This is a genomic window from Pantoea anthophila, assembly GCF_006494375.1.
In the GTDB taxonomy this organism is placed as follows: Bacteria; Pseudomonadota; Gammaproteobacteria; order Enterobacterales; family Enterobacteriaceae; genus Pantoea; species Pantoea anthophila.
Genome location: NZ_VHIZ01000019.1, coordinates 59,989 through 74,587, shown reverse-complemented (window position 1 = coordinate 74,587; position 14,599 = coordinate 59,989). Strand labels below are relative to the sequence as shown.

Annotated in this window: 13 protein-coding genes; 4 read left to right on the top strand and 9 right to left on the bottom strand. The window is 56.7% G+C overall.

Annotation, left to right across the window (positions count from 1 at the left end; all coding sequences use genetic code 11):
- Positions 1 to 163: 163 nt before the first annotated feature.
- The 3 genes from FJW00_RS03595 to xseA all read right to left on the bottom strand — a co-directional run bounded on the left by FJW00_RS03595 (position 164) and on the right by xseA (position 3,141).
- On the bottom strand, positions 164 to 496 hold the full coding sequence (locus FJW00_RS03595; protein WP_140923077.1) for a protealysin inhibitor emfourin: 333 nt from the start codon (positions 494 to 496) through the stop codon (positions 164 to 166).
- A complete protein-coding gene (locus tag FJW00_RS03590; protein ID WP_009088742.1) occupies positions 493 to 1,506 on the bottom strand; it encodes a M4 family metallopeptidase in 1,014 nt (337 codons plus the stop codon). The genes FJW00_RS03595 and FJW00_RS03590 overlap by 4 nt, the downstream gene beginning before the upstream one ends.
- Positions 1,507 to 1,767: 261 nt before the next feature.
- Positions 1,768 to 3,141 (bottom strand): exodeoxyribonuclease VII large subunit, encoded by a 1,374-nt coding sequence (xseA, locus tag FJW00_RS03585; RefSeq protein ID WP_140923076.1) that lies wholly within the window; start codon positions 3,139 to 3,141, stop codon positions 1,768 to 1,770.
- Positions 3,142 to 3,309: 168 nt separating this feature from the next.
- Here xseA and guaB point away from each other — a divergent pair, with 168 nt between their 5' ends.
- From guaB to FJW00_RS03570, 3 genes are all read left to right on the top strand, one after another.
- Positions 3,310 to 4,776, top strand: coding sequence for an IMP dehydrogenase (gene guaB / locus FJW00_RS03580; RefSeq protein ID WP_009088747.1), 1,467 nt, complete (start codon positions 3,310 to 3,312; stop codon positions 4,774 to 4,776).
- A 68-nt stretch (positions 4,777 to 4,844) separates the two neighbouring features.
- The gene (gene guaA, locus FJW00_RS03575) at positions 4,845 to 6,425 is read left to right on the top strand and encodes a glutamine-hydrolyzing GMP synthase (RefSeq protein WP_009088749.1); all 1,581 of its coding nucleotides are present in this window, start codon (positions 4,845 to 4,847) and stop codon (positions 6,423 to 6,425) included.
- Positions 6,426 to 6,734: 309 nt separating this feature from the next.
- Positions 6,735 to 7,508 carry a DUF3750 domain-containing protein gene (locus FJW00_RS03570; RefSeq protein WP_140923075.1) on the top strand — a complete coding sequence of 258 codons (774 nt, stop codon included), beginning with the start codon at positions 6,735 to 6,737 and terminating at the stop codon, positions 7,506 to 7,508.
- 32 nt (positions 7,509 to 7,540) lie between these two features.
- Here the strand turns inward: FJW00_RS03570 and FJW00_RS03565 are convergent, their stop codons facing one another.
- Positions 7,541 to 7,720 (bottom strand): GDFGVC terminal motif YodC-like protein, encoded by a 180-nt coding sequence (locus tag FJW00_RS03565; protein WP_140923074.1) that lies wholly within the window; start codon positions 7,718 to 7,720, stop codon positions 7,541 to 7,543.
- 202 nt (positions 7,721 to 7,922) lie between these two features.
- On the opposite strand from FJW00_RS03565, the gene FJW00_RS03560 reads away from it, so the two are divergent.
- A complete protein-coding gene (locus tag FJW00_RS03560) occupies positions 7,923 to 8,420 on the top strand; it encodes a helix-turn-helix transcriptional regulator (RefSeq protein ID WP_140923073.1) in 498 nt (165 codons plus the stop codon).
- Positions 8,421 to 8,423: 3 nt separating this feature from the next.
- Here FJW00_RS03560 and mgtE read toward each other — a convergent pair whose 3' ends face one another.
- The 5 genes from mgtE to ppk1 form a co-directional block, all read right to left on the bottom strand.
- Positions 8,424 to 9,857, bottom strand: a complete 1,434-nt coding sequence (mgtE, locus tag FJW00_RS03555) for a magnesium transporter (protein ID WP_140923072.1) — start codon at positions 9,855 to 9,857, stop codon at positions 8,424 to 8,426.
- A gap of 123 nt (positions 9,858 to 9,980) precedes the next feature.
- Positions 9,981 to 10,166 (bottom strand): YfgG family protein, encoded by a 186-nt coding sequence (locus FJW00_RS03550; protein WP_033736145.1) that lies wholly within the window; start codon positions 10,164 to 10,166, stop codon positions 9,981 to 9,983.
- A gap of 101 nt (positions 10,167 to 10,267) precedes the next feature.
- Entirely contained in the window at positions 10,268 to 10,882 is a 615-nt protein-coding gene (gene tehB, locus FJW00_RS03545; RefSeq protein WP_140923071.1) for a tellurite resistance methyltransferase TehB, read from the bottom strand.
- 41 nt (positions 10,883 to 10,923) lie between these two features.
- The gene (gene ppx / locus FJW00_RS03540; RefSeq protein ID WP_009088767.1) at positions 10,924 to 12,450 is read right to left on the bottom strand and encodes an exopolyphosphatase; all 1,527 of its coding nucleotides are present in this window, start codon (positions 12,448 to 12,450) and stop codon (positions 10,924 to 10,926) included.
- A gap of 5 nt (positions 12,451 to 12,455) precedes the next feature.
- Complete coding sequence (gene ppk1, locus FJW00_RS03535; protein WP_046102362.1) at positions 12,456 to 14,516, bottom strand: polyphosphate kinase 1; 2,061 nt, start codon at positions 14,514 to 14,516, stop codon at positions 12,456 to 12,458.
- Positions 14,517 to 14,599 lie beyond the last annotated feature (83 nt).

The window sequence follows — 14,599 nt, the reverse complement described above, 5'->3', positions numbered from 1 at the left end:
GTCGCAAAACCGTCATCCATGACGGCTCGGCCCGCGCCGTCCCTGACGCGGGACGCTTTCCTCCTCTGACCGTGTTACCTTCGCTAAAGGCTCATTCGTTGCTGCCAGATTCACATTGGATTATCAGCTCTCTCAGGGCCGACATTGTCGGCCCTTTTTTTGCTTATTTGCCGTCGCGCCACAGCGCCTGCAATTCGGGAGGGGCGACCTGTTCCGGGATCAGCAGCACAATGGTGCCGACCTCACGGCGGGTCGCGTACTGGATCTGAATGCGAAAATAGCGCTGATCGCTACTGCCCACCTGCGCGGCTTTCTCCTCGGGTTCACCCAGCGGCATCGCCTGTTCCAGCGCATGGCAGACGCGCTGTTTTTCAGGCGGTGGCAGATCGCCCAGCATAAAGCGACGCTCGGCGCGCAGCCCCGGAATAAAGGCCATGCCGCCTTCACGCGCGACGATGACAGTGGCGTCATCGGTGAGTTCGGGCAGTTCACTCATAGCACGCCAACCTCCTTCCACGCCTGTTCAATGGCACGGCCGACCGACGAATTAAAACGCTTTTCACCATGCTGAACGGTGAAGCGGGCAAAGGTCTTAAAGTCCGCATCCTGAGGCAGCTCGTCGTCACACAGGGTGTCATACCAGGCGTAGCCTGCCTGCTCCCAGGCAAAGCCGCCCAGCGCGGTGGCCGCCAGATAAAATGCCCGGTTAGGAATACCGGAGTTGATGTGAACTCCGCCATTATCTTCACGGGTTTTCACATAGTCATCCATGTGCGCCGGTTGCGGATCTTTACCCAGCATCGGGTCATCGTAGGCGGTGCCGGGTTCAGACATTGAACGCAAACCGCGCCCATTGATGCCGCTTGCCAGCAGGCCTTCACCGATAATCCAGTCCGCCTCTTCGGCGCGCTGTTTCTTGCTGTACTGTTTGACCAGGGAGCCAAAGACGTCAGACAGGGACTCATTCAGTGCGCCCGCCTGCTCAAAGTAGATCAATCCGGCTTCATTTTCCGTGACGCCATGCGCGAGTTCATGTGCCACCACATCAATCGCAATGGTAAAGCGATTAAAAATTTCGCCGTCACCGTCACCAAATACCATCTGCTGACCGTTCCAGAAGGCGTTCTGATATTTTTCCCCGTAATGGACGGTACCGAGCAGCTTCAGCCCCTGATTATCCAGCGAGTTACGCTGATAAGCCTGCCAGAAAAAGTCATAGGTCACGCCGAGGTAGTCCCAGGCTTCTTCAGCCGCCACATCATCGCTGGCGGGCTGGCCCTCCTGTCGAATCAGCTTACCGGGCAGGGTTTCTCTGCCCTGGGCATCATAAATTTCCCGGTCCACATGGCCGCCCGCAGCCGTTTTAGCCACGGCGGGCTTTTGCCAGTGTTCTGCCATCAGGTGCTGAACGTGGGTGAGGGTGCGACGCGCCTGCGCCTGCTGGTGACCGGAACCGTGAGCAATGATCTTACGAAGGATATAGGGAGGAATAACGCAGTAAGCCATCTGAAACTCCTTGGCAGCTGAGAAAGAGGTACCGGAGAGTATAGACCCGTCAGGCAGACAACTTTGACAGGCCATCTGAAACTCCCTGGCAGCAGAGATGTACCGGAGAGTACAGACCCGTCAGGCAGACCACGTTGACAGGCTATCTGAAACGCTCTGGCAGCAGAGATGTACCAGAAAGTATAGACCGGTCACGGCGAATGCACGCGGTAAATGAGACCAGCCATAACTGGAAAGGAAGGGCGATGAGAGCGGAACGGGTCAGGAGGCGGTTTTGCGGCGACGCTTTTTCTCAGGCAGTAACTGTGTGACCTGGCTTTCGACCCAGCCATCATCCAGGCGGGTGCGCAGCAGGTCGCCGCTCTGCAGCTGCACCGTTTTTTTCACCACCTGTCCGGTGGTGTCGGTCGTGACGCTGAATCCGCGTGCCAGCGTGGCCAGGGGACTGACGCCCTCCAGCTGCGCTACCATCTGACCAAACTGCTGTTTTCCGCTGCTCAGGTGAGTGGTCATACTCTGCTGCAGGCGGTAGTGCCAGCTTTGCAGCTGCTTCTGCGCTTCGAACAGGCGCTGCTGCGGCTGTTGGACACTGAGCCGGTGCTGCAGGCGATCCTGCTGACGGGCAGCGTGACGCAGGCGGGTTTCCATCGCATCACCCAGACGCTGCTGCAGGCGAAAGAGGGCAGTCTGCTGGCGGGCCAGACGCAGCTGCGGATGCTGCTGCTGCAGGCGATGCTCCAGGCGGCTGTAAAGCCGCTGCTGGCGCGCCAGATAGTAATCCATCGCCATCTCCAGCCGCTGCTGCTGCGACTGCAGCTGACGCAGCAATTCAAGCTGATTGCGGCTGACAATTTCTGCTGCGGCCGACGGTGTGGGCGCGCGTAAATCTGCGACGAAGTCGGCAATGGTGACGTCGGTTTCGTGTCCGACTGCGCTGACGATAGGAATGCAGCTGGCAAAAATCGCGCGCGCTACCCGTTCGTCGTTAAAGCTCCACAAATCTTCCAGCGAACCGCCGCCGCGCCCGACAATTAACACGTCGCATTCATTGCGCAGGTTAGCGACTTCAATCGCCCGGACGATAGCCGCAGGCGCATCGACACCCTGCACGACAGTAGGATAGATGACCACGGGCAGGGAGGGATCGCGGCGATGCAGCACGCGTAACACATCGTGCAGGGCGGCGCCGGTCGCCGAGGTGATCACCCCGACCTGACGCGCCGGTTCCGGCAGCGGCTGCTTATGCTGCGGGTCGAACAATCCTTCGGTCGACAGTTTTGCCTTCAGCAGTTCAAACTGCTGCTGCAACAGCCCTTCGCCCGCCGGATGCATACTCTCGGCAATCAGCTGATAGTCGCCACGAGGCTCGTAAAGGGTGATGCTGGCGCGTACCAGCACCTGCTGGCCGTGCTGCGGACGAAAAGTGACGCGACGATTGCTGTTGCGGAACATGGCGCAGCGCACCTGAGCGCCATCATCCTTCAGCGTGAAGTACCAGTGACCGGAAGCCGGCTGAGTGAAATTGGAGATCTCGGCGCTGATCCAGACCAGGCCCATCTCTTTCTCCAGCAGCTGACGCACTGTCGTATTGAGACGGCTGACGGTAAAAATATTGGCGTTGGATGGCAGCGACATGTGACGAAGATCAAATTCCAAATCAGCAGGTTAATTCACCGATACTACAGGGCTGTCAGTGCGGATCAAGAGTTTTTCGTAAATAATAGTGGAGGCAATCGATTACGGCCTGTATAATGCCGCGGCAATATTTTATCTAATCTCAATCACCCGAGGTGGAGTATTGCCATGTTAAGAATCGCTAAAGAAGCACTCACTTTTGACGACGTTCTGCTCGTTCCTGCTCACTCCACCGTCCTGCCTAATACGGCCGATCTCAGCACACAGCTGACCAAAAACATCCGTTTAAACATTCCTATGCTTTCCGCTGCCATGGACACCGTGACCGAAGCGGGTCTGGCAATTGCGCTGGCACAGGAAGGCGGCCTTGGCTTCATCCATAAAAATATGTCGATTGAACGCCAGGCGGACGAAGTGCGCAAGGTGAAGAAACATGAGAGCGGCGTCGTTACTGAACCGCAGACCGTACTGCCGACCACCCCACTGGCTGACGTCAAAGCGCTGACCGAGCGCAACGGCTTTGCAGGCTATCCGGTAGTTAACCGCGACAATGAGCTGGTCGGGATCATCACCGGTCGTGACGTGCGCTTTGTGACCGATCTCTCTCAGCCTGTTTCTGCGGTCATGACCCCGAAAGATCGTCTGGTGACGGTGAAAGAGGGTGAAGCGCGTGATGTCGTGCTGCACAAAATGCATGAAAAACGCGTAGAGAAAGCGCTGGTCGTGGATGACAGCTTCCATCTGCTGGGCATGATCACCGTTAAAGACTTCCAGAAAGCCGAACGTAAGCCTAACGCCTGTAAAGATGCGCAGGGCCGTCTGCGTGTGGGTGCCGCTGTCGGTGCCGGTGCAGGCAACGAAGAGCGTATCGATGCGCTGGTTGCTGCGGGCGTTGACGTGCTGCTGATTGACTCCTCTCACGGTCACTCTGAAGGCGTGCTCTCCCGTATCCGTGAAACCCGTGCTAAATATCCGGACCTCGAAATTGTCGGCGGTAACGTCGCTACCGGTGCCGGCGCACTGGCACTGGTTGAGGCCGGCGTCAGCGCGGTCAAAGTCGGTATCGGCCCTGGCTCTATCTGTACTACCCGTATCGTCACCGGTGTCGGTGTTCCGCAGATCACCGCCGTCTCTGACGCTGTAACCGCACTGGAAGGCACCGGTATTCCGGTCATCGCCGATGGCGGTATCCGTTTCTCCGGTGATATCGCAAAAGCGATCGCGGCGGGAGCCTCCTGTGTCATGGTGGGTTCAATGCTGGCGGGCACCGAAGAGTCTCCGGGCGAGATCGAACTCTACCAGGGTCGTGCATTCAAATCCTATCGCGGCATGGGGTCACTGGGCGCGATGTCCAAAGGCTCTTCAGACCGTTACTTCCAGACCGATAACGCCGCAGACAAACTGGTGCCGGAAGGCATCGAAGGCCGTGTGGCTTATAAAGGCCGTCTGAAAGAGATCGTCCATCAGCAGATGGGTGGACTGCGTTCTTGCATGGGCCTGACCGGTTGCCCGACCATTGATGACCTGCGCACTAAAGCGGAGTTTGTCCGCATCAGCGGCGCTGGCATCAATGAGAGTCACGTACATGATGTGACCATCACTAAAGAGTCACCGAACTACCGTATGGGCTCGTAATTCCGATTTCCCGCCCGGCTTAAGCCGGGCGCTTTTATTTATTAAGTCACCGTTCTGGAACCCCCTCAATGACGACGGAAAATATCCATAAGCATCGCATTCTGATTCTCGATTTCGGCTCGCAATATACTCAGCTGGTGGCACGCCGCGTGCGCGAGCTTGGCGTTTACTGTGAACTCTGGGCATGGGATGTGAGCGAAGAGCAGATTCGCCAGTTCAACCCAAGCGGCATCATCCTTTCCGGTGGCCCGGAGAGCACCACCGAACTGAACAGCCCGCGAGCGCCGGAATATGTCTTTAATGCTGGCGTGCCGGTCCTGGGCGTCTGCTACGGTATGCAGACCATGGCGATGCAGCTGGGCGGCGCCGTTGCCGGTTCAAACGAACGCGAGTTCGGTTATGCGCAGGTTGAAGTGACCACGCCAAGCGCTCTGGTTCGCGACATCGAAGATGCGATCAGCGCGGCCGGTAAACCGCTGCTGGATGTCTGGATGAGCCACGGCGATAAAGTCACCGCTATCCCGGCTGACTTCGTAACCGTTGCCAGCACTGAAACCTGTCCGTTTGCCATCATGGCGAACGAAGAGAAGCGTTTCTACGGCGTGCAGTTCCACCCGGAAGTGACCCATACCCGTCAGGGCCTGCGGATGCTTGAGCGCTTCATCATCGATATTTGTGAATGTGAAGCCCTGTGGACGCCAGCCAAAATCATCGAAGATGCGGTAGAACGTCTGCGTGAGCAGGTAGGAAATGACAAAGTTATCCTCGGTCTGTCTGGCGGTGTGGATTCATCGGTAACGGCGATGCTGCTGCACCGTGCCATTGGCGACCGTCTGACCTGCGTGTTTGTGGATAACGGTCTGCTGCGCCTGAACGAAGCGCAGCAGGTGATGGATATGTTTGGCGATCACTTTGGTCTCAACATCGTCCATGTCCCGGCTGAGCAGCGTTTCCTGGACGCACTGGCGGGTATTGACGAACCTGAAGCCAAGCGTAAAACCATTGGTCGCGTCTTTGTGGAAGTGTTTGACGAAGAAGCGCTGAAGCTGGAAGACGTTAAGTGGCTGGCGCAGGGCACTATCTATCCGGACGTGATTGAGTCGGCGGCATCAGCCACCGGTAAAGCGCACGTCATCAAGTCGCACCACAACGTTGGCGGCCTGCCGAAAGAGATGAAGATGGGCCTGGTTGAGCCGCTGAAAGAGCTGTTCAAAGACGAAGTGCGTAAGATTGGTCTGGAGCTGGGCCTGCCGTACGACATGCTGTTCCGCCATCCGTTCCCTGGCCCGGGCTTGGGCGTACGCGTGCTGGGCGAAGTGAAGAAAGAGTATTGCGATCTGCTGCGTCGTGCCGATGCTATCTTCATCGAAGAGCTGCACAAAGCGGATCTCTACAACAAAGTCAGCCAGGCGTTCACCGTCTTCCTGCCGGTTCGCTCGGTCGGTGTGATGGGCGATGGCCGTAAATATGACTGGGTGGTTTCACTGCGCGCGGTGGAAACCATCGACTTTATGACCGCTCACTGGGCGCATCTGCCGTATGATTTCCTGGGCCGCGTCTCTAACCGCATCATCAATGAAATCAACGGGATCTCCCGCGTGGTGTATGACATCAGCGGTAAGCCACCGGCGACGATTGAGTGGGAATAACCGGCCTGTAGCCGGTTAACCCTGACGAGGTTCAAGCCCGCTTCTCAGCGGGCTTTTTTCTGCCCTGACTGCACGCCGATCCGCCGTTTTAACCTTTCAGCACATCCGCACCCGAACCTGGCGATTTTCTGTTCACTTTGCCGCAAATTGCGCTATTCTGCTGGTCAGCAAAAGCACGTCGGGTTTCCTGTCTGACGCCCGCTTTTGACTCGCCGCTTTTACCGATTATCCATATCTCAAAGCCGCCGCTTACGGAAACTGCCTTCTCTCCAGGCGTTTCCTGATTCTGACGCCACCAGGAATGTTGTCATGCTCTCACTCAAAGTGTTCAGCCTGTTTTTTGTTGTCGTATTGCTGCTCTCTCTGGGAGCCAGTATCGCCCAGGCGACCCGTCACAGCGAAAGCGCAGAGCGGGGCGGCTGGTGGTCGGCGCGACGCGATTCAGCCGGTATTGCGCCCGACCCGCGCGCCTTCGCTAATCTGGCTATCGTACAGGTCTATGCCGCGCCCACCTATGGCTGGAAAGGGCGGGTCGCGGTGCATCCCTGGATCATCTTCAAACGTGCCGGTGAAACGCACTACAATCGCTATGAAGTGATCAGCTGGGGCAGTGGCGATAAAGTGCGTCACAATACCAATCTTCCCGATGGCTACTGGTATGGTGCAAAACCGCGGCTGCTGGTGAACCATCGCGGACCCGAGGCAGAAGCGATGATCCCGCAGATTGAAGCGGCTATTCAATCCTATCCCTGGCCGACGACCTATCACGCGTGGCCGGGGCCCAACAGCAATACTTTCCTGGCGCACATTGGTCGCGAAGTCCCGGCCTTAAAACTCGATTTGCCTGCCAATGCCCTGGGCAAAGATTACCGGCCACTGTGGCGTCCGGTCGGGCTGCCGCCATCCGGGCGAGGGCTGCAGGTATCGGTTCTGGGTGTGGCGGGCGTCACGCTGGGAGCGGAAGAGGGGTTCGAAGTGAATCTGCTGGGTCTGAACATGGGCCTCGACTTTACCCCGTTCCGCCTGCGGTTGCCGTTTATTGGCGGGTTGGGTAACGACAACCTGCAGCAGGATAAGCCCTGATCGTCTGGCCCCGCTAACGGGGCCGGTTTGCCTCAGCACACGCCAAAATCGCCCTCTTCGTGATAGAGGTTGACGCTCTCTGCCTTCACTTCAATCTCTTTTTTGGTCGCATCATCCACCCGTGCGCAATACAGGGTGTTACCTTCAACGCGCAATACCTGCATTTTAGGGCCACCGGTTTTCGACTGAACAAAATCCTCTGCTTTAAACATATTCTCTCCGTCGTGAGTCGTGATTGCTGCCAGCATCGCGCTGACATTTTTTGCGTAACGTTTTCCAGTTTAGATCCTGACCGTTTTACTGTGTGAAAAAGTCTGCGCATCCTCAGCCGTACAACAATATTTTTTATGGTTGTCAGTTGACAACTTATTAATCCGACAGGAGGATAGGGAAGACGTGCATAAGGAGAGGCATATGGAATATTGTTTTACATTACGGTTCAGCCTGCCGGAAGGGCATGCGCCGGCAGATGAGATGATGGAAGTGCTGGCCGCAGCCGGCTGTGACGATGCGCTGATCGGTCTGGGGATGCCAGGGCGAATCGCACTGGAGTTTACCCGGGAGTCAGGCTCCGCGACGGAGGCACTGGCAGAGGCAGAAGCGGCGGTCCTGCGCGCGATACCGGGTGCCACGCTGGTGGAAGCGGCGCCTGACTTTGTGGGACTGACTGATGTAGCCGAGCTGATCGGCATGTCGCGCCAGAACATGCGCAAGCTGATGCTCAGCCACCGCCCGCCATTTCCGCTGCCGGTGCATGACGGCAAAACCGCCATCTGGCACCTGGCGGATGTGCTGGAGTGGCTGAACCAGCGCGGTAACTATGCGCTGCCGGAGGCGACCCGGGAACTGGCCCAGGTGACGCGCCAGCGTAATCTCAGCGGGTCACTGCAACGCTACGGTCTGCACGCCTGAGGGTCAGTGCGTGGTCAGAAACAGCGTCGCCAGTCCCAGGAAGATAAAGAATCCGCCGGTGTCGGTGATGGCGGTAATCAGAACGCTGGAGCCGACGGCCGGATCGCGCTTCAGTCTGGTCATCACCAGCGGTACCAGCACGCCCATCAGCGCCGCCAGCAGCAGATTAAGCGCCATGGCCAGCATCATGACGCCGCCCAGCGCCATATTGTCATACATCAGCCAGGTGATGCCGCCCATGATGCCGCCCCAGAAGAGGCCGTTGATCAGTGCCACGCCCAGTTCACGGACAATCAGAAACGAGAAGTTACCCGGCTCCACCTGATGCAGCGCCAGTGCGCGCACAATCATGGTGATCGTCTGGTTACCGGTATTGCCGCCGATCCCGGCCACAATTGGCATCAGTGTCGCGAGGGCGACGATTTGCGAAATGGTCCCTTCAAACAGCCCGATAACGCGTGAGGCAACAAAGGCGGTACAGAGGTTGATCGCCAGCCAGGCCCAGCGTTTACGGACAGACTTATGCACCGGGGCAAAGACATCCTCTTCCTGACTGATACCGCCCATCTTACGGATATTGCTTTCGTTTTCGGCGTTGACCAGGTCGATGATATCTTCAATGCTCACACGGCCAATCAGTTTGCCTTTTGCATCGGTAACGGCGGCAGAGATGAGGTTATAACGTTCAAAGGCGCTGGCGGCGTCTTCAGCCTTGTCATTAAGCTGGAAGGTGGTAGGGCGTGCGTTCATCACCTCGCTCACCAGCGTTTTGGGCTTATTCAGCAGGATATCGGTCAGCAGCAGTTCACCCAGCAGCTGATTATCTTTATTCGTGATGAAGAGTTTATCGGTGCCGCCCGGCATACTTTTGCGCTTGCGCAGGAAACGCTGCACCGTCGCCAGCGTGACATCTTCTCGCACCGTCAGGATGTTGAAATCCATCACCCTGGCGACGCGGTCGCGGTCAAACTGCACCATGCTGAGCATCCGGGCGCGCAGGCCAGGTTCCACGGTGGCCAGCAGGCGTCCGGTCAGGTCACGCGGCAGATAGCGCGCCAGCCAGACCTGATCGTCGATATCCAGCGGCTGGATGGCGCGCAGGATATCGCGGTCGCTCATCTCCTCCGTGAGGCTGGCCCAGACCGTTTCTGACGCTTCAACCAGCACGTGACCGCGCCGCTCGTTTGGCACCAGCCGCCACAGCGCCTGGCGCTCCTCTTCCGGCAGGGCTTCGAGAATATCGGCAAGGTCAGCGGCATGCAGCTGAAGAATATCCTGTTCCAGCGCTTCACGCTGGGCCGCATTTTCACGTTGCTGTTCAGGCGGGCGATCGCCGGATTTCTCCAGCAGGGCATCAACCAGATCGTGTTCATTGAGCAGCAGCGTCAGAATGCGATGACGGGTTTCACTTAAATGTTGAGAGTGAGAGGCAGACACATTGGATCCCTTTAGTCTGAAAGCACCAGCACGAAGTGTAGCGTTTCGCCTGAAAAAGGGATGCAAAAAAGCGTCCGATCGGTCGGATAACGTTTTAAATTCAGTTCAGAAGGGGACTGTGCGTTAGCGGGTATCGCCTGATGTCACTGTAACCGGTCCAGGCGTCGCTTTCTGTTGCTGATGATGTTCGAAGGCAGCAGGCAGGATGAAAATCAGGCGACTAAAGAGAATGATAAAACTGATCAGCAACACGATGCGGGTCATGGTGCCGGTTTTCTGACGTCTTCGGGGAGAAATAGCGCTGTTCACGCGGGGTGGTTCCTGTAGTGACCCTCATCGGGGCGATTGCAATATTTAGTCACAGTCGCCCGATGAAATCAATCGCTGTTGAAAAAAACAGCAGATAATGATCAGTAACTCGCTTTCTGCGCCAGCAGCGTGGCAAAGCGGCAGGTGATGCGCTGGCCGTTTTCATCTTTACGGTGCAGCTGGCCGGGATGCTCGTTGTACTTCACGATGTGCCAGTTGCGATAGTAGTGACTGAGTTCACCCGATTTAAACGCAAAAGAGAAATCAGCCGGGCAGGGCATATCGTCCGTGTTCATCGCCGCGACAATCAGGTTAAAGCCATATTTCACCGTGCAGGCCTGCATGTCCGCAATCAGCTGTGGAATGGTCTGCGGCTGCAGAAACATCATCACCACGGTCGACAGCACAAAGTCATAGCCGCCATTGAAGCGCGTCGTGTTCAGGTCATGCTGCGCGGTGTGGATACCGCTGAGGTTTTCCTGCGTCACAATCTCCTGCAGGCGCGCCAGACTTTGTGGATTGTGATCCCACGCCGTTACGTCAAATCCCTGCTGATTCAGAAACAGCGTGTTACGGCCCACGCCACAGCCAAGATCCAGCGCCTTGCCGACGGTGAGCTGGGGCAGAGCCGCAACCACTTCAGAGTGAGGCGGAGTCAGGCCATAGGTTTCGACGAAGTAGTTTGCGCCTGAAAGCAGTGTGGTTGGTTGTGTCATAGTCATCAGTTCAGTTAAAAGGGCGCCAGGCGCCCGTAAGGTCAGGCTTCTTCTTTAAGGATCAGTTTCCATCCCGTCACGTCATTCCAGTAAACCTGCTCACGTTCGAGATCGAGCTGAACCAGGTTGTTCTGACTGAAATAGCCTGCCGGGAAGGTCAGCGTCCAGTGGCCGTCATCACACTTCAGGCTTAACGCATCCGGGCGCGTCGTGGCCTGGCGCTGATTATTGAGCAGCGTACCCAGGCGCAGCAGGAAAATCAGCGGGATAAACTGCTTTTTCTTGAACAGCGTGACGCGCGGCAGCTCATCGAGTTTAATCGCTTTGCGATGGAATCTGACCAGCGCAGCCAGCAGCATCTGCTGATCCTGATTGAAACCGGGCAGGTTGGTGTTTTGCAGGATGTAGGCGGAATGGCGCTGCAGCGCGCTATGGTTAATGGTCAGGCCCACTTCATGCAGCATGGCCGCCCACTTCAGCAGCGCAGCCAGTTGCGGATTGGCCAGCTTAGGATTCTGCTCGCTCCACTGCACATAAAGCTGCTCGGTGGTGTCAAGTACGCGTCGCGCCTGATCGCTGTCGATGGCGTAGTGATTCGCCAGACTCTGTGCAGTGCGGCTGCGAATATCCTGATGGCGGAAGCGGCCTTCCATCTCATAGAGCACGCCTTCACGCAGCGCACCGTCAGAGAGGCGCAGCTCGCGGATCGCCAGCGCATCAAAGACGCCACAGAGAATTGCCAGTCCCGGCACGAAGACGTTTTTGCGCTCTTCAGAGAGGCCCGGCAGGCTCAGTGCCGCAAAGGATTTATGCTTCATCACCTCGTCATAGAGCTTGTCGAGACGCTCAGGGGTGATCAGCTTCTCTTTCTCATCCATCGCCTGCAGCACTTCACAGGCGGCTTTGATGGTTCCGGACGCCCCCAGCGCATATTTCCAGCCATGCAGACGATACTGCCACGCCAGCGTTTCCAGCTTCTGCGCGGCCGCTAAACGGGCACGACGGAAGTTTTCACGGCTTATTTCCCCCTTAGGGAAATAGAGCTGGGCGAAACTGACGCAGCCCATGCGGCGGCTCTCAACCAGCTGCGGTTCAAAATCCTCGCCAATCACCAGCTCGGTTGAGCCGCCGCCGATGTCGATCACCAGCTTGCGGCCTTTTTCCGGCTGCGTATGCTCCACGCCCATAAAGATCAGGCGCGCTTCTTCATGACCTGAAATCACCTCGATCGGGTAGGGGATTACCTCAGCCGCCCGCTGCAGGAAGGTTTCGGCGTTTACCGCCTCACGCAGCGTATGGGTGCCGACAATCGTCACGTTGCTCGGGCTGAACCCCTGCAGGCGCTCGGCGAACAGCGCCAGACAGGCTAAGCCGCGCTCCATCGCCTCTTCGCTGAGTTTGTGCTGAGCATCCAGCCCGTCAGCCAGATGGACGCGCTGCTTCAGGCGACCCAGCACCTGCATCGCACCGTCGACGACCCGCGCAATCACCATATGGAAACTGTTCGAGCCCAGGTCAATCGCCGCAAACTCCTGGGGTTTAGGCGTACTTTTATGAGAAATTGGCATAGGATTTAGTCAGGTTGTTCCAGTTTCTTGATGTAATCATAGATGGCCAGCTGCGAGCGCACTTTACGGCGATTGCCTCGCTGGACGTAATGGTTACTCAGCTCTTTGTCGACGATGCGGGCTTTCACCGTATCACTCAACTGAATGGCAATAATGTCGAGTATGCGCTGCCGGATGCGTGGATCGAGAATCGCCACCGCCACCTCGATACGGTAATCAATATTACGCGTCATCCAGTCAGCGGAGGAGAGGAACACCTTCTTATCGCCGCCATTCTCAAAAATATAGACGCGATCGTGTTCCAGATAGCGGTCAACAATACTGATGACGCGAATGTTCTCGCTGATCCCCGGCAGATCCGGGATCAGTGAGCACATGCCACGCACCAGCAGATTGACTTTTACCCCTACGCTGGAGGCTGTATAAAGCCGATCAACCAGCCCTTTGTCCACCAGATTGTTTATTTTCAGAGTAATGCCGGAGGGCTTCTGCTGCTGGGCATTGGCGATTTCGGTGTCGATCAGTTCATACAGCATCCGGCGTGAGTTCTGCGGAGACACCATCAGGTGATCGAACGTTACGGGCCGGTAGGGGTTCTCAATAAAGTTGAACACCCGACGCACTTCGTTGGTGATACGCGCATCGGCGGTCAGCAGGGAGTAGTCCGTGTAGAGCCGGGCGGTCTTCTCGTTAAAGTTGCCGGTGCCGATGTGGGCATAGCGCACAATCTCTTCCCCTTCACGGCGTGAAATCAGGAACAGCTTGGCGTGGATTTTCAGGCCAGGGGCGGAGAAAATCACATGCACACCGGCTTCGGTCAGGCGTTTAGCCCAGTAGATGTTGGCTTCTTCATCGAAGCGCGCCTGCAGCTCAACCACTACGGTGACCTTCTTACCGTTATAGGCGGCGTGGATCATCGCATCCATGATGCGCGAGTGTTTAGCGACGCGGTAAATATTGATTTTGATCGCCAGCACGCTCGGGTCAAACGACGCCTGACGCAGCAGCTCCAGCACATGCTCAAAGGTGTGATAAGGATAATAGAGCAGCACGTCGCGGTCGCGGATCGCATCAAAGCCGTTGCGGTAGCCGTCGAAGCCAATGTGGCGGATCTGCGGCAGCGGACGATTTATCAGGTTGTTTTTGCCGACGTTCGGGAAGCCGATGAAATCTTTAAAGTTGTGATAGCGGCCGCCGGGCAGAATCGAATCGAAGTTAGAGATAGAGAGCTTGTGGCACAGCAGTTCAACCATCGCCTCCGGCATATCGCGCTGATAGACGAATCGCACCGGCTCTGCCGTCAGTCGCTGCTTCAGGCTGGAGGACATCAGCTCCAGCAGGCTCGACTCCATCTCCGTCACCAGATCGTACTCGGCGTCACGCGTCATTTTCATGGAATAGGCGTTGAGCGCGTCGTAGTCGTAAAAGCCTTTGAAAATATCATCCAGGCAGTAACGTAAAATGTTGTCGAGCAGGATCATCGGCTTACGGCGACGCGGTGGCTCCGCCGGAAGATTGATAAAGCGCGGCACCTTGTCGGACGGGATCTCCAGCAGCGCATAGCGGATGTCGTCACCCCGGATAATCTCGACCGCCAGGTAGGTGTAGTCATCTTTAAGAAATTCAGTCAGGTCGGTTTCATGGGTGATCAGAATCGGCGAGATGTGCTGACGCAGCTCATGCTTAAAGTAGTGACGCAGCCACGCCTGCTGATTGGGCGACAGCTGACGTTCGTTGATCAGGAAGATCTGGTTGCGCGCCATCTCCAGCAGCAGCTCGTTATAGAGGGCATCGAACTCCTGATCGGACTTCATCACCCGCTGCTGAATTTTCTTAAACAGATGACGTGGCGTACTGGCGGAACCCTGCTCTTCACCAATCAGAATACGGCGTTTCAGGTCGGCAAAACGCACTTTATAGAATTCATCGAGGTTGTTGGAGTAGATACCCAGAAAGCGCATCCGCTCAATCAGTGGATTGCTTTTATCTGCCGCTTCCTGCAAAACCCGTTCATTAAAGGATAACCAGCTCAATTCTTTTTCAATATAAAGCTTTACCTGACCCATTCTCACTCCATTTAGCGGTTGCAGGACTGAAGATCCAGTGTCCCTGAACATTATGGCGAGAGTATGGCAGCGTTGTCCAACGC

Excerpts from the sequence above, each read along its gene's own strand:
- FJW00_RS03595 (WP_140923077.1), bottom strand. The coding sequence starts at position 496 with ATGAGTGAACTGCCCGAACTCACCGATGACGCCACTGTCATCGTCGCG.
- FJW00_RS03590 (WP_009088742.1), bottom strand. The coding sequence starts at position 1,506 with ATGGCTTACTGCGTTATTCCTCCCTATATCCTTCGTAAGATCATTGCT.
- xseA (WP_140923076.1), bottom strand. The coding sequence starts at position 3,141 with ATGTCGCTGCCATCCAACGCCAATATTTTTACCGTCAGCCGTCTCAAT.
- guaB (WP_009088747.1), top strand. The coding sequence starts at position 3,310 with ATGTTAAGAATCGCTAAAGAAGCACTCACTTTTGACGACGTTCTGCTC.
- guaA (WP_009088749.1), top strand. The coding sequence starts at position 4,845 with ATGACGACGGAAAATATCCATAAGCATCGCATTCTGATTCTCGATTTC.
- FJW00_RS03570 (WP_140923075.1), top strand. The coding sequence starts at position 6,735 with ATGCTCTCACTCAAAGTGTTCAGCCTGTTTTTTGTTGTCGTATTGCTG.
- FJW00_RS03565 (WP_140923074.1), bottom strand. The coding sequence starts at position 7,720 with ATGTTTAAAGCAGAGGATTTTGTTCAGTCGAAAACCGGTGGCCCTAAA.
- FJW00_RS03560 (WP_140923073.1), top strand. The coding sequence starts at position 7,923 with ATGGAATATTGTTTTACATTACGGTTCAGCCTGCCGGAAGGGCATGCG.
- tehB (WP_140923071.1), bottom strand. The coding sequence starts at position 10,882 with ATGACACAACCAACCACACTGCTTTCAGGCGCAAACTACTTCGTCGAA.
- ppx (WP_009088767.1), bottom strand. The coding sequence starts at position 12,450 with ATGCCAATTTCTCATAAAAGTACGCCTAAACCCCAGGAGTTTGCGGCG.
- ppk1 (WP_046102362.1), bottom strand. The coding sequence starts at position 14,516 with ATGGGTCAGGTAAAGCTTTATATTGAAAAAGAATTGAGCTGGTTATCC.